Source organism: Tsukamurella asaccharolytica (assembly GCF_007858435.1).
GTDB classification, from domain to species: Bacteria; Actinomycetota; Actinomycetes; order Mycobacteriales; family Mycobacteriaceae; genus Tsukamurella; species Tsukamurella asaccharolytica.
Genome location: NZ_VIGW01000005.1, coordinates 132665 through 148894, shown reverse-complemented (window position 1 = coordinate 148894; position 16230 = coordinate 132665). Strand labels below are relative to the sequence as shown.

At 72.8% G+C, this 16230-nt stretch carries 14 protein-coding genes; 7 read left to right on the top strand and 7 right to left on the bottom strand.

What is annotated here, in order from left to right:
* Nucleotides 1–10: 10 nt before the first annotated feature.
* Entirely contained in the window at nt 11–415 is a 405-nt protein-coding gene (locus FK529_RS11940; protein WP_146561365.1) for a nuclear transport factor 2 family protein, read from the bottom strand.
* A gap of 16 nt (nt 416–431) precedes the next feature.
* A complete protein-coding gene (locus FK529_RS11935) occupies nt 432–3716 on the bottom strand; it encodes an error-prone DNA polymerase (protein WP_146561363.1) in 3285 nt (1094 codons plus the stop codon).
* Nucleotides 3717–3794: 78 nt separating this feature from the next.
* Between FK529_RS11935 and FK529_RS11930 the strand changes: the two genes are divergently transcribed.
* On the top strand, nt 3795–4619 hold the full coding sequence (locus tag FK529_RS11930) for a CPBP family intramembrane glutamic endopeptidase (RefSeq protein WP_146561361.1): 825 nt from the start codon (nt 3795–3797) through the stop codon (nt 4617–4619).
* On the opposite strand, the gene FK529_RS11925 is transcribed toward FK529_RS11930, so the two are convergent.
* Nucleotides 4504–5067, bottom strand: a complete 564-nt coding sequence (locus FK529_RS11925) for a TetR/AcrR family transcriptional regulator (protein ID WP_146561359.1) — start codon at nt 5065–5067, stop codon at nt 4504–4506. The genes FK529_RS11930 and FK529_RS11925 overlap by 116 nt on opposite strands.
* Before the next feature lie 45 nt (nt 5068–5112).
* Here FK529_RS11925 and FK529_RS11920 point away from each other — a divergent pair, with 45 nt between their 5' ends.
* Nucleotides 5113–6156 (top strand): FAD-dependent monooxygenase, encoded by a 1044-nt coding sequence (locus FK529_RS11920; protein ID WP_146561357.1) that lies wholly within the window; start codon nt 5113–5115, stop codon nt 6154–6156.
* Between the two features lie 20 nt (nt 6157–6176).
* Here the strand turns inward: FK529_RS11920 and FK529_RS11915 are convergent, their stop codons facing one another.
* The gene (locus tag FK529_RS11915; RefSeq protein ID WP_146561355.1) at nt 6177–6638 is read right to left on the bottom strand and encodes a MarR family winged helix-turn-helix transcriptional regulator; all 462 of its coding nucleotides are present in this window, start codon (nt 6636–6638) and stop codon (nt 6177–6179) included.
* A gap of 91 nt (nt 6639–6729) precedes the next feature.
* Between FK529_RS11915 and FK529_RS11910 the strand changes: the two genes are divergently transcribed.
* From FK529_RS11910 to FK529_RS11900, 3 genes are all read left to right on the top strand, one after another.
* A complete protein-coding gene (locus tag FK529_RS11910) occupies nt 6730–7638 on the top strand; it encodes an amidohydrolase family protein (RefSeq protein WP_146561353.1) in 909 nt (302 codons plus the stop codon).
* Nucleotides 7639–7661: 23 nt separating this feature from the next.
* Complete coding sequence (locus tag FK529_RS11905) at nt 7662–8933, top strand: serpin family protein (RefSeq protein ID WP_158635107.1); 1272 nt, start codon at nt 7662–7664, stop codon at nt 8931–8933.
* A 90-nt stretch (nt 8934–9023) separates the two neighbouring features.
* Nucleotides 9024–10361 (top strand): hypothetical protein, encoded by a 1338-nt coding sequence (locus FK529_RS11900; protein ID WP_146561348.1) that lies wholly within the window; start codon nt 9024–9026, stop codon nt 10359–10361.
* An 18-nt stretch (nt 10362–10379) separates the two neighbouring features.
* On the opposite strand, the gene FK529_RS11895 is transcribed toward FK529_RS11900, so the two are convergent.
* The 3 genes from FK529_RS11895 to FK529_RS11885 all read right to left on the bottom strand — a co-directional run bounded on the left by FK529_RS11895 (nt 10380) and on the right by FK529_RS11885 (nt 14422).
* Nucleotides 10380–11972: a DNA polymerase Y family protein gene (locus FK529_RS11895; protein ID WP_146561346.1), complete on the bottom strand. Its 1593-nt coding sequence runs from the start codon at nt 11970–11972 to the stop codon at nt 10380–10382.
* On the bottom strand, nt 11969–12691 hold the full coding sequence (gene imuA', locus FK529_RS11890) for a DnaE2-dependent mutagenesis accessory factor ImuA' (protein WP_146561344.1): 723 nt from the start codon (nt 12689–12691) through the stop codon (nt 11969–11971). The genes FK529_RS11895 and imuA' overlap by 4 nt, the downstream gene beginning before the upstream one ends.
* A gap of 225 nt (nt 12692–12916) precedes the next feature.
* The gene (locus FK529_RS11885) at nt 12917–14422 is read right to left on the bottom strand and encodes an amino acid permease (protein ID WP_146561342.1); all 1506 of its coding nucleotides are present in this window, start codon (nt 14420–14422) and stop codon (nt 12917–12919) included.
* Between the two features lie 49 nt (nt 14423–14471).
* Here FK529_RS11885 and FK529_RS11880 point away from each other — a divergent pair, with 49 nt between their 5' ends.
* Nucleotides 14472–15020: a CGNR zinc finger domain-containing protein gene (locus FK529_RS11880; protein WP_146561340.1), complete on the top strand. Its 549-nt coding sequence runs from the start codon at nt 14472–14474 to the stop codon at nt 15018–15020.
* Nucleotides 15021–15037: 17 nt separating this feature from the next.
* Nucleotides 15038–16222, top strand: coding sequence for a serine/threonine-protein kinase (locus tag FK529_RS11875; protein WP_146561338.1), 1185 nt, complete (start codon nt 15038–15040; stop codon nt 16220–16222).
* Nucleotides 16223–16230 lie beyond the last annotated feature (8 nt).

Sequence of the window (16230 nt, the reverse complement as noted above, 5' to 3'; positions counted from 1 at the left end):
GAGCGGCGGGTCAGTCCGTGACGACGGTGCCCTGGTGGAACATCACGCTCCATCGGTTCTCGCGGCGACGCCATACGGTGAGCCTTCGAGTGACCCGCTCGCGCTGCGCCAGCGTGTAGGTGAGCAGATAGACGGAAGCGCCCATCGCGCGGACCTGGAACTCGCTGGTCCCCCAGTCCGATTCGTCCTGCGGCGATGCCAGCCGCCGCTCCATCACCGCGCGGACGTGCTCGCGGCTGTACCTTCGACCCGACGCGCCGACCTCCCAGAAGTCGGGGGCGACCGCGTCGTCGAATGCCGCCAGCGAGCACCAGGAGGGGCCGTGGAAGACGGGTTCGCGGCGGCGGAGCTCCTCGAGCACCGCGCGCAGCTCCGGCGCGGTGGTCCGGTCCGGTTCGTCCGCCTCCTCGATCACTCGCCTGAGGCTACGCTCAATGCCAGTCGCGGGACCGGATGGGCACCGACAGGTCCATGCGCTGCAGCCTGTCGGCGACGACGGTGACAGCCCCCTCGGCGTTCTGCAGCTTCCCGCGCACGAGTAGCGCCGGGGCCGACTGCGCCAACCGTCGGTACCGCGCCCACAGTCCCTGGCTGCACACCACATTCACCATGCCGGTCTCGTCTTCGAGGTTGATGAAGGTGACGCCGCCCGCAGTGGCGGGCCGCTGCCGGTGCGTGACCGCTCCGCCGACCAGGACCCGGTCACCGTCGGGCAGGGAGAGCAGGCGGTCGGCCGGGACGACGCCGAGGCGGTCGAGAGTGGGTCGCAGGAACTCCGTGGGGTACTTGCCGACGGTGACCGACGTGGCCCACGCGTCCGCCGCCGCGAGCTCCGTCTCACTCATGCCGGGCAGGGCGGGCGGCGCACCCGCGGTGGCCGTGCCCGGCAGCCGGTCCGGGCGCTCCCGCGCGGCGGCGCCCGCCTCCCACAGCGCCTGCCGCCGGTCCCGGCCGAAGCAGTCCAGCGCGCCGGAGGTGGCGAGGGCCTCGGACTGCGCGACCGTGAGCTCGACGCGGGCCGTGAGGTCGGTGAGGTCCGCGAATGCGCCGTGCGCGTCCCGCTCGTCGACGATGCGCTCGGCGAGGTCGTCGCCGATGGTGCGGATCGCGGCGAGCCCCAGCCGGACCTCCGCCCCCTCGTTCTCCAGGTCCGCCCACGGCTGGCTGCGGTTCACGCAGGGCCCGTGCACGACGACGCCGTGCCGCCGCGCGTCGGCGACGAGGGACTGCGGCGAGTAGAAGCCCATCGGCTGGGCCCGCAGCAGTGCCGCGCAGAACGCGGCCGGGTGGTAGAGCTTGAACCACGAGGAGTAGAAGACCAGCGACGCGAACGACTGCGAATGACTCTCGGGGAAACCGAAGTTGGCGAAGGCAGCGAGCTTCTCGAAGATCCGGTCGGCCACCTCCCCCTCGATACCGTGCAGCCGGCGCGCGCCGTCGTAGAACCGCTGCCGCAGCTGCTCCATCTTCTCGGTGGAGCGCTTCGATCCCATGGCGCGGCGCAGCTGGTCGGCCTCCGACGGGGAGAAGCCCGCCACGTCGGTGGCGAGCTGCATGAGCTGTTCCTGGAAGAGCGGCACGCCCAGGGTGCGCTCGAGGGACTTCCACATCGACGGGTGCTCGACCACCGGCTTCTCCAACCCGTTGCGGCGGCGGATGTACGGATGCACCGAGCCGCCCTGGATAGGGCCCGGCCGGATGAGGGCGACCTCCACCACCAGGTCGTAGAAGGTCCGCGGCTTCAGGCGCGGCAGCGTGGCCATCTGCGCGCGGGACTCCACCTGGAAGACGCCCACGGAGTCGGCGCGGCACAGCATCCCGTACACCTTCTCGTCCTCGAGATCGAGCTGCGCGAAGTCCACGTCGATGCCCTTGTGGTCGGCGAGGAGGTCCTTCGCGTAGTGCAGCGCGCTGAGCATGCCGAGGCCCAGCAGGTCGAACTTCACCAGCCCCGCGGCGGCGCAGTCGTCCTTGTCCCATTGCAGCACGCTGCGGTCCTCCATGCGGGCCCACTCGGTGGGGCAGACGTCGGCGATCGGGCGGTCGCAGATCACCATGCCACCGGAGTGGATGCCCAGGTGCCGCGGCAGGTCGGCGATCTGCGTGGCCAGCTCGACCACGCGCTCCGGGATCCCTTCCGGCACCGGATCGTTCCGCCACCCCCAGCTGGAGATCTGCTTGCTCCACGCGTCCTGCTGCCCCTGCGAGTAGCCGAGCGCCCGCGCGGTGTCACGCACTGCGGACCGCCCGCGGTAGGTGATGACGTTGGCGACCTGCGCTGCGTACTCACGGCCGTACGTGCGGTAGACGAACTGGATCGCCTCCTCGCGGCGATCGGATTCGATGTCGACGTCGATGTCGGGCGGGCCGTCGCGCTCGGGGGCGAGGAAGCGCTCGAACAGCAACCGGTTGCGTACCGGGTCCACCGCCGTGATGCCCAGAGCGAAGCAGACGGCCGAGTTGGCGGCGCTGCCCCGGCCCTGGCACAGGATGTCGTTCTCGCGGCAGAAGGTCACGATGCTGTGCACGATGAGGAAGTAGCCGGGGAAGGTGAGCGTCTCGATCACGTTCAGCTCGTGCTCGATCTGCCGGTACGCCTGCGGGTTCCGCTCCGGCGGGCCGTACCGTTCCAGCGCCCCGCGCCGGGTCAGCTCGCGCAGCCAGGTGGCCTCCGTGTGGCCCGACGGGACGTCGAAGGGCGGCAGGTTCGGCGCGATCAACGTGAGGCTGAAAGCGCACTCGGCGCCGAGCTCTGCAGCCGCGGCGATGGCGCCGGGATGCTCGGGGAGCAGCAGCGCCATCTCGTCGCCCGAACGCAGGTGCGCCCCGCCCGCGGCGGGGAGCCAGCCGTCGAGTTCATCGAGGCTGCGGCGAGCGCGGATCGCCGCGAGCGTCGACGCCAGGCGCCGCTGGCCGGGCCGGGCGAAGTGCGCGCCCGTGGTGGCGACGGTGCCCACCCCCATCCGTGCGGCCACGCCGGCCAGGAGGTGGTTGCGTTCGTCGTCCTCGGGCACGCCGTGGACGGTGAGCTCCATGCTCACCCGATCCTCACCGAACCGGTCGATGAGCCGCGCGAGCGCGGCGGCGGCACCGTCGGGCCCCGTGGCGGCGAGGCCGCGCCGGACCGCACCCTTGCGGCAGCCGGTGAGGATGTGCCAGTGGCCGCCGGACCACTCGGCGAGGCGGTCCGGGTGGAAGCGCAGGAGTCCCTTCTCCCCCGCCTCCATGTGTGCCTCGGCAATGGCGCGGGAGAGGCGGCGATAACCCTCCTGACCGCGGGCGAGCACGAGCAGGTGCTCGCCCGACGGATCCTCGGCACCGGTGCGCATCGCGTCGTGCTCCAGGGACAGCTCGGCCCCGAAGACCGTGGGCACGCCCAGTTCCAGCGCGGCCTCGGCGAACCGGACCACCCCGTAGAAGCCGTTGTGATCGGTGACCGCGAGGGCCTTCAGGCCGAGCGCATGGGCCTGTTCGACCATCTCCTCCGGCAGCGCGGCGCCGTCGAGGAAGCTGAACGCGGTGTGCGCGTGCAGCTCGGCGTAGGGCACCTGCGAAGCCCCCGGGCCACCATCGGGCGGAACGTAGGGCTCCCGCTTGCGGGACCAGGCCGGGGAATCGCCACCGTCGCCCGGCGGCTCCTCCGCCCGGCGCACCGGCGCCCGCCCGGAGAGCACCCGCTCCATCTCCGACCAGCTCGGCCCGTGACTCCAACCCACACCGCTAGTGTACGCTCATACGTTCGGTGTATTCAATTGAGTCGAACGAATCGCGCCGCCTCCAGCTAGGGTGGCATCGTGACGGAGTCGCCCCCACCGATCGAGCGCTCCGCAGGGACGATCTCCCTTCGTCGCTTCTGGGCGACGCTGGCGATCACCAGCCTTCCCTTCTACCTCTGGGGCGCCCTCTCCGACGCGTCCGTCGGCCCGACCGGCCTGCCGATGAGTGCGCTGATGTTCCTCTGCCCGGCCGTCGCCGCCGTGGTAGCTGCGGGCGGGGTGCGGGCGCCGGTAGCAGCCCTGGTCCGGCGACCGAGGGGCGCCACAACAGTCGTGGGGGCGCTCACGATTCCACCGGTGGCGATCGGCATCGCGTCGGGCGGGCTACCGGTCGAATCCTCCCTCGCGACATCGGCGGCGCTCTATCTGATGGCCGCGGCGTTCGAAGAGCTCGGCTGGAGCGCCGTCCTCGCACCGGCGCTCCTACGACGCCACCGTCCGGTCGCGACAGGCCTGCTGATCGGTGCGGCCTGGGCGCTCTGGCACGTGATCCCGTACCTGCAAGCGGGGTATTCGATCGCCGATCTCCTCGCGCAGTGCTGGTTCACCGTGGCGCTGCGGGTGGTGTTGGTACTGCTCGTGGTTGCGGCGGGCACGGCGCCGATCGTCGCCGTCGTCGGCCACGCCGCATCGAACGTCGCATGGACCGCCGCAGCGGGCGGCGGCGCCTACTCGCCCGCGCTGAGCGCGGCGAGCATGTCGATCGCCGCGATCGCTCTGGCGATCGTCATGACGAGGGGCAGCGCAGGGCGGCGAGCAGCGTCGACAGAGCCGGGAGCGGATCGAACTCCGGGTCCGGCAGGGCCAGCTGGCGAGCGATCAGGGCGTCGGAGACGTCCATGAACAGGGCCGACTCGGCGGACCCCAGGCCGATCGCCGCGCCGATGGCCGCGCCCATTCGCTCGACCGCCGCGCGGCCGCGGCGCAACGGCTCCTGCAACTCGGGCTCGACGGCCGCGGCGGCGAACAGATTGAGTCGCGCGACGCTACGCACCCGCCCGTCCTCCACCGACCACCGCACATAGGCCGCTGCTCGCGGCAGGACATCGACGGCCTGAGCACCGGGGGCCGCTGGACCGACACCGTCGAATCCGGCCCAGAAGGCGAGGTCCTGCTCGACCATCCGCTCGACAACCCCTTTGACCAGCGCGGACCGGGATCGGAAGTGGTTCGAGGCGGTTCCCGACGGGACAGCGGCGACCTCATCGACGGCGCGGTGCGTGAGCCCGCGGAGGCCGCGGGTGCCGAGCACCTCGATCGCCGCATCCAGCACCTCTTGCCGTCGTCCCATGACGCCGAAGAGTACTCGGCACTACACTTGTAGTAGCGTGGAAGCATGGCGACGACAGCGATCATCGGCGGCGGCATCGGAGGACTGGCCACGGCAGCCCTCCTCACTCAGCAGGGCTGGGCAGTGGACGTCTTCGAGCGGGCTCCGTCGCTCCCCGCCACGGGCACCGCCCTCGGGATGTGGCCCGAGGCGATGGCGGTGCTCGAGCGAGTGGGCGCGGCGAAGGCGGTGCGCGCGATCGGGATCGATCAGCGGAGGGCGGAGATCCGCAGCGCTGGCGGGCATCGACTCGGCCCCGAGGTGCGGGCGAAGGGCGCCACCGTCATCATCTCCCGGCCGCGACTCCTCGAGTCCCTCGCCGCGTGCGCGCCAGCAGTCCGCTTCGGCGACCGCCGGCCCGGCATCAGCGGGCTGGAGCACGACGTGATCGTGGGCGCCGACGGCATCGGCAGCGTCGTCCGAGCGCACGTCGTGGGGCGCGAGGTGAAGCCGCGGCCGCTGGGCGTCGACGTGCTCATCGGCCGCTGTCCCGGCAGCACAGACACGTTCACCGAATACTGGGGCCCGGGAAGGCTGTTCGGAGTGACGCCGCGCGACGGCGGCTACATCAATTGGTACTCGGAGTTCGATCCGCGCGCGGTGCCCGGGGGCACGCCGAACCCCGACGAGGATCCGCGTGGCTTCCTCCGCGCGATGTACCGCGGGTGGGACCCGCGCGTGGCCGAGACCATCGAGGGGATCGAGACGGAGACGGCGCTGCACTACCGCTCACGCGACGTACCGCGGCTGCCGCGGATCGTGCGCGGCAACATCGCCCTCCTCGGTGACGCCGCCCACGCGATGGCCCCCAATCTGGGCCGCGGCGCGTGCGAGACCCTGCTCGATGCGGCCGCGCTGGCCGACGCCCTCGGCGCAGCAGCGGATTTCGACGGAGACGCGGCGCCGGCGCTGCGCGTCTACGAATCGGCGCGACGTCGCGCGGGACAGCGGACGATGCTGCTCTCCCGAGCGATGCGGCACGTCGCCCTCACCTCGCGACTGCGCACACCGCGAGACCTGCTGTTGCGCGCGGCGGCAGCCTTGGTCTGACGAGGACTGACGCCTCGTTCTCAGACCTCGCCGGCGAGGCCAGGGGTGACCTTGGAGAGCGCAGCTTGCAGCGCCGCGACGTCGCACGCGCTGAGGTGGTCGAAGACCAGCCGGCGCACCTCCTCGACATGCCCGCGGGCGGCGCCGTCGAGCGCCGCGAAACCCTCGTCGGTGAGCTCGGCGTAGGCGGAGCGGCCCTCCGCGCGCCGCACCAGCCAACCGCGCTCGCCGAGCTTGCGCAGCACGTGCGACAGCCGCGAGGGCGAGGAGTTGGCGGCCTCGGCGAGAGCCGACAGCCCGAGCGTCCGGTCGGGCGCCTGCGAGAGCTGCGAGAGCACGACGAACTCGTAGTGGGTGATGCCGGATTCGGTGCGCAACTGCGTGTCCAACCTGGCCGGCAAGCGCATAGCCACATGGATGAGGGACAGCCACGCCGCCATCTCCTCGTCGGACAACCACTGCGTGCTTCCCGCGTCCGCCATCACACACCCCCGAACATCACGTCGAAGGTCGAGTTTACCGGCTCCGCATTTCCGTGAACGGCGGATTACCAGCCTGGGTACATTGACCGGTATGAGCAGTCCGAGCACCACGCCGGGCCCCACCTCGGACGCGGAGATCCCCGCCTACCTGGAGTCCCTCGGCATCCCCGGCCTCGCCGACATTCATGTGCACTTCCTGCCCGAGCCGATGCTGGTCAAGGTGTGGGACTTCTTCGACCGCGCGACTTCCGAGTACGGGCGGGAATGGCCGATCCGGTACCGGTTCGACGAGGAGACCCGGCTGGAACTGATCCGCGGCATGGGCGTAACGGCGATCCCCGCGCTCACCTACCCGCACAAGCCCGGGATGGCGGTGTGGCTCAACGAGTGGTGCGCCGAGTTCGCGCGCCGCGTGCCCGACGGCATCCACTGCGCCACGCTCTACCCCGAGCCCGGCGTGGGCGAGTACGTCGCGCGCGCCGTGGCCGACGGTGCGCGGTTGTTCAAGATGCACGTCCAGGTGGGCGTCTTCGCGCCCGACGATCCCCTCCTGGACCCCGCGTGGGAGGTCCTCTCGGCGGCGAAGGTCCCGGTGGTGATCCACGCCGGCTCCGGCCCCGTCGAAGGGCCGTTCACGGGGCCCGGCCGCGTCGGCGAGGTTCTGCGCCGGCACCCCGAGCTGACGCTGGTCATCGCGCACCTCGGCATGCCCGAGTACGACCGGTTCGCCGACCTCGCCGAACGCTTCCCGAACGTGTACCTCGACACGACCATGGCCGCGACCGACTTCACCGAGCGCTCCGCGCCGATGCCGCCCGGTTACGTCGAGCGGCTCGGCGGGCTCGCCGACAAAGTGGTGCTGGGCAGCGACTTCCCCAACATCCCCTACCAGTACGCGCACCAGCTGTTCGGGCTCGCGCGTCTCGGCCTCGGCGACGAGTGGATGCGCAAGGTGCTGTGGCACAACGGGCGCGCGCTACTGGAGCGCTCGGGCGCCTGAGCGCGGGCCGTACGATGGCCCTCATGCAGATCCGGCGCGCCGCGATGGCGCTGTTCGCCGCGGGGACCCTCGCGGCGTGCGGCGGCGCACCGTCGGCGCCCCAGACCCTCTCTCTCGAGCGGTCCAAGACCGCCTTCGAACAGGTGGGCATCGACGAGACCCGCGACGACGTGACCGCTCTCACCGCCACCGCCACGCGCCTCGGCGCGCGACTCGCGGCCGGCGATCCCCGCGCCGCGAGCACGGCCGTCTCCCCGTGGTCGATCCTGAGCCTGCTGGGGATGCTCCGAGCGGGGGCGCAGGGCGAGACCGCCGCGCAGCTCGACGGTGCCGGACTCGGCGCAGCGAAGAACCTGCCCCGGGCGATGGCAGCCCTCACCGGCCAGGCCGCGCAGTGGGCGGGCGACCCCGGCGCGGTGCCGACGGGCACGCCGCCCGCGACGCCGCTGTTCCAGTCGCAGGTCGCGCTCCTGACGGCGACGCAGCCCGAGGACCGGCGCGTGCGATCCGAATACCTGGATGCCCTCGCCGAGACCTACGACACCGGCGTCTACCCCGTCGACTTCGGCCTGGGCGTGGGCGAGCCGCTCGGCCAGTGGGTGGCCGTGAACACCGGCAGCAGGCTCACCTCCGCGCCGCTGCGCACCGACGCCGGCACCCGCCTCGCCGCCGCGACCACCGCCTACCTCGCGGCCGCGTGGCGCTTCCCGTTCGACGCCGCCCGCACCCGGCCCGCACCGTTCACCGCCGCCGACGGCGCGGTGCTCGACCCGCCGACCATGCGGGGCACGGTGCCCGCGCGGGTCGCCGCGGGCGAGGGCTTCACGGCGCTGCAGCTCGACTACGGCACCACGCTCGCCCTGCAGATCGTGGTGCCCGCCCCCGGAACCCCGCTCTCCGAGGCGGCGAGCGAGGGCCGGTTCACCGCGGCGAGGATCGCACTGGCCGGGGCACCCTTGGCCGCGCACGAAGTGAGCCTGCCGAAGTGGCGCACCTCCACCTGGACCGGGCTCGCGGACCCGCTCCGGGACGCCGGCCTGACGGCGCTCTTCGCCGGCCCGGGCCTCGACGGGGTGGCACCGGGTTCGCCGTCGCTGACCGACGCCCGCGCCGCCGCCGTACTCACCGTGGGCGAGAAGGGCACCGCCACCGACACCGCGACCGCGGCGCCGACCCCCGAGCCCGCGCCGGGCCCCGCCCCGTTCGTCGTGGACCGGGCCTTCGCGTACTCCGTGGTCGATACGGCGATCGGACTGCCCCTGATGATGGGGACGGTCAACCGTCCGGGCGCCTAGCTCTCGCGCCACCCGGCCGCACTGCGGTCCCACATCTCATCCGCCGGAAATCTTTTCGCCAAAGCCTCGACTTCACGTTAAGGTTGAGACATGACCTCGACGTTGACCCGCCCGCTCCGCGCGGCGGCCCGTTCGGCGTGGGCCCTCACGGGCACCGCGCTGATCGCCGTGCTGATCGCGCTCGTCGCGGGCGGCGCCACCTTCCTCATCGCTGCGGGGACTACTCCGCCCGCACCGGCCCAGGAACGGGAGAACGCCGAGAACACGCGTGTCGCCCTCAAGGCCGCGGACGAGTCGCGCGCGCTCTTCGGGCTGCTGTCCAACGCCGTGGTCTCGGCCGGCAACGGGCTGAACACCTCGGCGAGCTCGGTGCCGCAGATCTTCGACAGCGTCGACACCGCCAAGACCGGCGCCGAGCAGCTGGTCTCGGGCCTCGACGAGGCCTCCTCGCTCTCGGCCGCACTCAACCAGGTGAACCGGGCCACCGCCACGCTCGGCGGCGCACTCGAGCGCACGCAGGGCCTGCAACAGGTCGCCGCCGGCACCCGCGCGGCGCTCGTCGCCCTACGCGGGCGGCTGATCGAGCACCCCTCGCCCGGCTCGGCCGAGGCCGTCACACAGCTCGACCGCGCGCTCGCCGGCTCGAAGGGCGTGGGTGCGCTCGACGACGTGGCCGGCCTGCGCAGCACCCTCTCGACCATGACGAGCAGCCTGAGCAGCGCCTCCGCCAATGCCGACGCCTCGCTCACCTCCGCGCGCAGCGCCGCCCGGCAGCTGCGCGACGGGCTGACCAAGCTGGCCTCGGCCCGCAAGGACGTGAACGCCTCCGTCGCCAACCTGACCACCGGCGTGGGGCAGCTGAAGACGGCGCTCGGCGCCATCGACGGTCAGCTCGCCCTCACCCAGACCCGGCTGCGTTCCGTGACCAGCGCGCCCGCCCCCGCGCCGGATCCCGGCATCGCGCGCCCGCTCGCCTGGGCGCTCGTCGTGGGCGGCGCGGCGGGCACCGTCACCTACCTCGTGGCGCTCGCCGTCGCCCATCGCCTGCGTCGGCGGGAGGCGATCGCCACGGAGACGCCGGCGGCCGCCGGATCCGCGGCCCTCGCCCCGGCGGAGGAGCCCGGTGGGGATACCGTCACCGAGGCCGCTCCCGCCGAGGGGCACCGCCGTGTGCTGCCGCCCGCCGCAGTGACGGAACCGGTCGCAGAGCCGGTCGAGGACACGGCTGAGGAGCCGGTCGAGGAGACGGCTGAGGAGCCGGTCGAGGAGGGCGCGGATCCCGAACCGGACGCCGAGGGTGCCGACCCCGAAGGCGCCGCGCGCACGCCCGAGAAGCGGGCGAGGCACCGTCGTAACCGGTTCCGTCCGGCGCCGGCGCCGGACACCAACCCGTACCTCTCGGTCGCCTTCTCGGGCAGCGCGGGCTGACGCCGCCAGCGATCCCGGCTACTCGTACACGCCTTCCACCTCCCAGCTTCCCGCGTACTGCAGCAGCAGGGCCCGACCGTCGTCGCGGCCCGGCGCAGGCTCGAGGAGCACCTGAGCCCGAGCCCGCGGCTCGGCGGCACCGTCGCAGGCCCACCAGCGCTCGTCGATCAGCCACGGCCCCGCCCACCAGCGCAGCGACCAGTCGCGCGAGCCCCACGCCAGGTGCGTGGGCTCGCCGGTGAAGGTGCCGCGCTCGGTGACCCGCACGGCCGCGCCGGCGGCGTCCGTCATCGTGACCGCGGCACCCGTGACCAGCACCGCCGGTGCCGGTTCCGGCATCCGCCCCGGCCAGGGTGCGGCGGGATCGCGGTCCGGGAGCACCTCGTCACCCAGCGGTACCCAGGTGACCCGCTCGGCCGGGCCGCGGCCGCCGCTGCGGACGCCCATCCGCACCGCCTCGCCGCCGAGCAGGCCCTGCACCCGGACCAGGGCGCGACGGAACCGGGCGGCACCGTCGGCCTCGTCGCCCCACATGCCCGCCTGCAATGCGCCGGCGTCGACCACCTCGACGGGCTCGAGCCGCAGCAGGGAGATCGGGGCGCCCGGGCCGCTCTCCCCGCCCCGCTTGGCGGACCGGCCGCCGGTGAGCCAGCCGTCGATCTGCCAGCGCACCCGGTCCGCGGTGCCGTCCGGGGTGAGCGGCTCGGCGCAGCGCCAGATGCGGCTGTGCCGCTCGCCGTTCTCCGCGATCGCGGAGACCTCCAGCCGCAGGCACGCGACGCCCGCCGCGGACAGCTTGCCGTGCAGCTCCGACGCCAGGGCACGACCGGCGAAGGCCGCCGCGTCGACCCGGTCGATCGGCGGGTCGGGCCGCAGCTCCACCTCCAGACCGGGCGGCAGGGCCGCGGTGGACGGCGGCCGGTCTCCGGCCGCGCGGGCCTGCCGATGCGCGGCGATCGCGTCCGTGCCGAAACGGGTGGCCACGTCGGTCGCGGAGAGCGCCGCGAAGGCGCCGACGGTGCGCAGCCCCAGCCGGCGCAGCAGGTCGAGGAGCTCGGTGCGGTCGCCGCCTGCCAGCGCGGGCTCGGCCCCCAGCTGGGCGATGGGCAGCGGGGCGAGGAAGGCCGCCGACTCCCCCGGCGGCACGACGGTGCCGCGGCGGGCCGCCAGGGCAGCGGTGAAGACCTCGTCGGCGATGCCGGCGAGCGACTCCGCGCCCACGGAGGAGGCCGCGTCCACCAACCGCTCGGCGGCCTGCTCCTCACCGCCGAAGAAGCGCGCCGCCCCGCGCGCCGGGATCATCACGAGCCCCGGGCGCAACACCTCGATGAGCGGGATCAGCGCGGCCACGGCGCCGGCTACGGGCTCGAAGAATCGCACGTCGCGCCCCTCATCGGCCTGGGCCACATGCAGCCCCGGGCAGCGTGCCTGCGATTCGCGGCGCTTCATGCCGCGGCGCACCCCGTCGGCCCGGGCGGGGGCGTTGCAGGCGACGACCCGGTTGCCGTGCAGGACCGCGACGGGACGGTCGGGCGGCAGGTCCGCATCCGCCGCCGCGGCCGCCGCCGGCCAGTCCGGGCACCACAGGGCGAGGATGCGCTGCGCGGTCACTGCGCCGCCGCCAAGCCCGACGGTGTGCCCTGCGCCGCGCCCCGCTGCGGGTTGACGCAGCCGCGGCCGCGGGCGGAGAAGACCAGGTCGATCCCGCGGATCCGGCCGCGGCCGGGGCGGGCGCCGAGGCCGGTGTAGCCCTGCACGCGCGCGCCGAGGTGCAGCGCGGCGCCCTCCCAGCGGCCACCGGTGACGAGCAGCACCGACCCCCGGGAGCGGGCCCGGGCGGCGATGGCCCGGCCGCGGCTCGGCGGCACCGCGATGCCGCCGAGCTCGCACAGCACCACGTCGGCACCGTCGAGCAGGATCGAGGCGACGGCCACCGGGTCCGCGAGCGGGCCGGCGATGAGCGCGATGCGCTCCGGATCGGCCCCCTGTTCCAGTGCGGCGGCCATGCCGAAGCCGGAGACGCCGCACAGCGCGACCCTCGACCCCGCACGCGAGACGCCGGCCACCAGCGAGACCGCCAGCGATCCGGCGCCCTCGACCTCCGCGACCGTGCCGCGGGGCAGGCCGCCGCCCGGCAGCAGCCGGGCCAGCTCCTCGTGCACGGGGAGCACACCCATGCCGATCTGCGATGATGCATCCTGCAACGGCGCGTCCACGGGCGCCTGCGCCTTCGCCGGACGATGCCGCTCCGGTAGCGCCGCGAGCCGCTTGCGCAGCTCCGCGAGCGTCTCCTCGCGACTTCCTGCCCATGCCTGTACACGTGCGGCCATGTGTCACACCCCTCCCCTACCTTCGGATCCCGCGTCACCGATCAGTGCGGAAGCCGAGCCACGGGGAAGACATGACTAGAACTTCTGTTCGATCTGATCTCAGCGTAGATCCGCGATCCGAACGGCGTCAAGTGCCGAGGTAGGAGAGGTTCCACAGGGGGCGATGCGGCCAGGCATCACACGATCACCGCAGGTCAGAGCGCCGACCGAGCCCCACCCTCGATATCAGCCCCTGCGATCCGGATCGTGGTGCGCGGAGGCGGAGGCGACGGGCGAGAGGTCCGCGGTCTTCGGATCGACGGTCGGCGACTTCGTGATCAGCTTGTGCCCCCACCACAGCCCGAGGAACAGGATCAGCGCGGCGTACGTGGTGAGCAGCAGGCCCAGGCCGCCGCTCTCGCCGCCGCGGACGGCGACGTAGTACTGGCCGGCGATCACCGAAACGGACATGATCAGTGCCACGATCGGGCCCGCGGGGTACAGCCACGCCTTGTAGGGCAGCTCGTCGAGCGAGCGCCCCTGCGCGTTCCACGCCTTACGGAAACGGTAGTGCGCCCAGGCGATCCCGATCCAGGTCACGAAACCGGCCACGGACGAGGCCGCGACCAGCACCGTATAGGCGGCACCGTCGCCGACGAAGCTGGTCAGGAAGCACAGGGCGCCGATGGCGACCGTCGCCGCCGTGGCCACGTAGGGCACGCCCGACGACTTCGACACCTTGGCGAAGATCCTCGGGGCGTTGCCCTCGACCCCCAGGCCGTAGAGCGCGCGGGTGGCGGCGAAGAGGCTGGCGTTGCCGGCCGAGAGGATGGCGATCAGGATGACCGCGTTCATGATCGAGGCCGCGGCGTCGATGCCCGCGAGCTTGAACACCAGCGTGAACGGCGCCACCGCGACGTTCTCGTCCGAGGCGTCCAGCAGCTCGGGGCTGGTGTACGGGATGAGGAAGGCGATGATCGTCAGCGTGCCGATGTAGAACACCAGGATCCGGAAGAAGACGGTGCGCACCGCGCGCGGGATGGCGCTCTTGGGCTCGATCGCCTCACCTGCCGCGACGGCGATCATCTCGGTGCCCTGGAAGGCGAACCCGGCGATGAGGAAGACCGAGAGCATGCCCAGCGGCCAGTCCACGAAGGGCGCGTCCCCGATGGTCCAGTTCGAGAAGCCGGGGGCCGGGCCGTCGCCGACCACGCCCAGCACCATGAGCACGCCGACGATGAGGAAGATCACCACGGCGATCACCTTGATCGATGCGAACCAGAACTCGGTCTCGCCGAAGGCCTTCACCGCGAACAGGTTCAGCGCCAGCAGGCCTGCGAGGAAGATCAGCGACCATATCCAGGTGGGCACGTCGGGCAGCCAGAACTTCATGATCAGGCCGGCCGCCACCACCTCCGCGGCCAGCGTGATCGACCAGTTGAACCAGTAGTTCCAGCCGGCGGCGAAGCCGAAGGATTTGCTGACGAATCGGGTGCCGTACTCCTCGAACGGGTTGCTGCACGGGATGTACGCCGACATCTCGCCGAGGCTCTGCATGAGGAAGAAGACCATGACGCCCATGAGCGCGTAGGCCAGGAGTGCGCCACCGGGGCCGGCCTTGCTGATCGTGGCGCCGGACGCCACGAACAGGCCGGTGCCGATCGCGCCGCCGAGCGCGAGCATGCTGATGTGGCGGCTCTGCAGGCCTTGGCGGAGGGAGTCGTCTGGGGTGATTCCAAGCGGGCTGGACACCCGATGAGAGTAGCGACCCCGACACCGCTCCGGTTAGCATTCGCGGCGTATGTTCTCCTACGACACCCGATCCGCCCTTGCGAGCGCCGCCGACCTGGTGAACACCGCTCCCGACGCTCGCACGGAGCGCCCCGAGCGCCTGCCCGACGTCGCCGCGCTCCGCGCCTTCGTGGAGCGCTGGGGCTGGACCGGCCCCATCCCGCTGCGCGAGGACGAACTGGATCGCGTGCACGCCGTTCGCCGCGTCCTGCGCGGCCTGTGGGACCTCGCGGGCGACGAGGCCGGCACCGTCGACCTGGTGAACCGGATGCTGAAAGACGCGGCGGTCCTGCCCCAGCTGGTGCGGCACGACGACTGGCCGTACCACCTGCACGGCTGGAACGATGCGACACCGATCGCGGAACGCTTCCTCGCCGAGCCCGCGATGGGCATGGTCGACGTGGTCCGCGCCGGCGCACTGGACCGCCTCCGCAGGTGCGCCGCGCCCGACTGCGCCGGGGTACTCGTGGACTTCAGCCGCAACAGCTCCCGCCGCTTCTGCGACGACGGCTGCAACAACCGCTTGAACGTGGCCGCGTACCGCGCCCGCCGGGCGTGACCCTTAGGATCGACGACGTGGCGGAGACGACGGGTGCGGGCGGAACGAACAGGGGCGTTCCCGGGCCCGATCACCTGGTCGCCGGACGCTACCGCCTGACCTCCAAGATCGGCGGCGGCGGCATGGGCGCCGTGTGGCTCGCCCGCGACGAACGCCTGGACCGCGACGTGGCCGCCAAGCAGGTCATCTCCACCGAGGGGCTCACCGAGGAGGAGGCCGACGAGCTGCGCCGGCGCGCCCTGCACGAGGGCCGGCTCGCCGCCCGCCTGCAGCACCGCAACGCCGTCTCCATGTACGACGTGGCCCTCGACCGCGGCGAGCCCTGGCTGGTGATGGAGTACCTGCCGTCGCGCTCGCTGGCGCAGGTGCTGCACATGACCGGGACGATGCCCGAGCGGCAGGTCGCGCAGATCGGCGCGCAGATGGCCGACGCCCTCGTCGAGGCCCACGAATCGGGGATCATCCACCGCGACATCAAGCCCGGCAACATCCTCATCGCGAACCGGGGCCGCGCGTCGGGCACCGTCAAACTCTCGGACTTCGGCATCGCACGCGCCAAGGACGACGGGCAATCGAGCCCCGCCGGGATCATCACCGGCACGCCCGCGTACTTCGCGCCCGAGGTCGCCCGCGGCACCGAGCCCTCCGAGGCCTCCGACCTGTACTCGCTGGGCGCCACGCTGTACACCGCGCTCGAGGGCGCCCCGCCCTTCGGTACCGACGAGGACTCCATCGCGCTGCTGCACAAAGTCGCTCTGGGGCAGATCAATCCGCCGAAGCACGACGGTCCGCTGATCCACGTCATCCTCGACATGCTGCAGCCGAGCCCCAAGCGGCGCCCGTCGCTGACCGAGGCACGGGACCGGCTCGCCGCCGTCGCGGCCGCCGGCGGCAATCCCGCCGCGATCCTGGCCGCCCCGCTGCACGCCTCCGAGGGCGCGCCCGCGGTCTGGCTGCGCCGCACCGCCGGGGAACGCGCGTCGAGCCCCGCCGGGGATCGTACGTCGACGGCGCGCACGGCATCGTCGGGCCCGGTCGACCGCACGCGGCCGATCCCGCCCGCGCCGCGGCCCAGCACCTACGTCCCGCCGCCGGTGGCGCCGCCGTCCGGGATGTCGAACACCGTGCTCGCGGCGTGGATCATCGGCGGCTTCATCGTGCTCGCCGCGATCATCGCGGGCATCATCCTCGCACTGGGCTGACGTGCGCC

Excerpts from the sequence above, each read along its gene's own strand:
- FK529_RS11925 (WP_146561359.1), bottom strand. The coding sequence starts at position 5,067 with ATGGGACGACGGCAAGAGGTGCTGGATGCGGCGATCGAGGTGCTCGGC.
- FK529_RS11920 (WP_146561357.1), top strand. The coding sequence starts at position 5,113 with ATGGCGACGACAGCGATCATCGGCGGCGGCATCGGAGGACTGGCCACG.
- FK529_RS11915 (WP_146561355.1), bottom strand. The coding sequence starts at position 6,638 with ATGGCGGACGCGGGAAGCACGCAGTGGTTGTCCGACGAGGAGATGGCG.
- FK529_RS11910 (WP_146561353.1), top strand. The coding sequence starts at position 6,730 with ATGAGCAGTCCGAGCACCACGCCGGGCCCCACCTCGGACGCGGAGATC.
- FK529_RS11905 (WP_158635107.1), top strand. The coding sequence starts at position 7,662 with ATGCAGATCCGGCGCGCCGCGATGGCGCTGTTCGCCGCGGGGACCCTC.
- FK529_RS11900 (WP_146561348.1), top strand. The coding sequence starts at position 9,024 with ATGACCTCGACGTTGACCCGCCCGCTCCGCGCGGCGGCCCGTTCGGCG.
- imuA' (WP_146561344.1), bottom strand. The coding sequence starts at position 12,691 with ATGGCCGCACGTGTACAGGCATGGGCAGGAAGTCGCGAGGAGACGCTC.
- FK529_RS11880 (WP_146561340.1), top strand. The coding sequence starts at position 14,472 with ATGTTCTCCTACGACACCCGATCCGCCCTTGCGAGCGCCGCCGACCTG.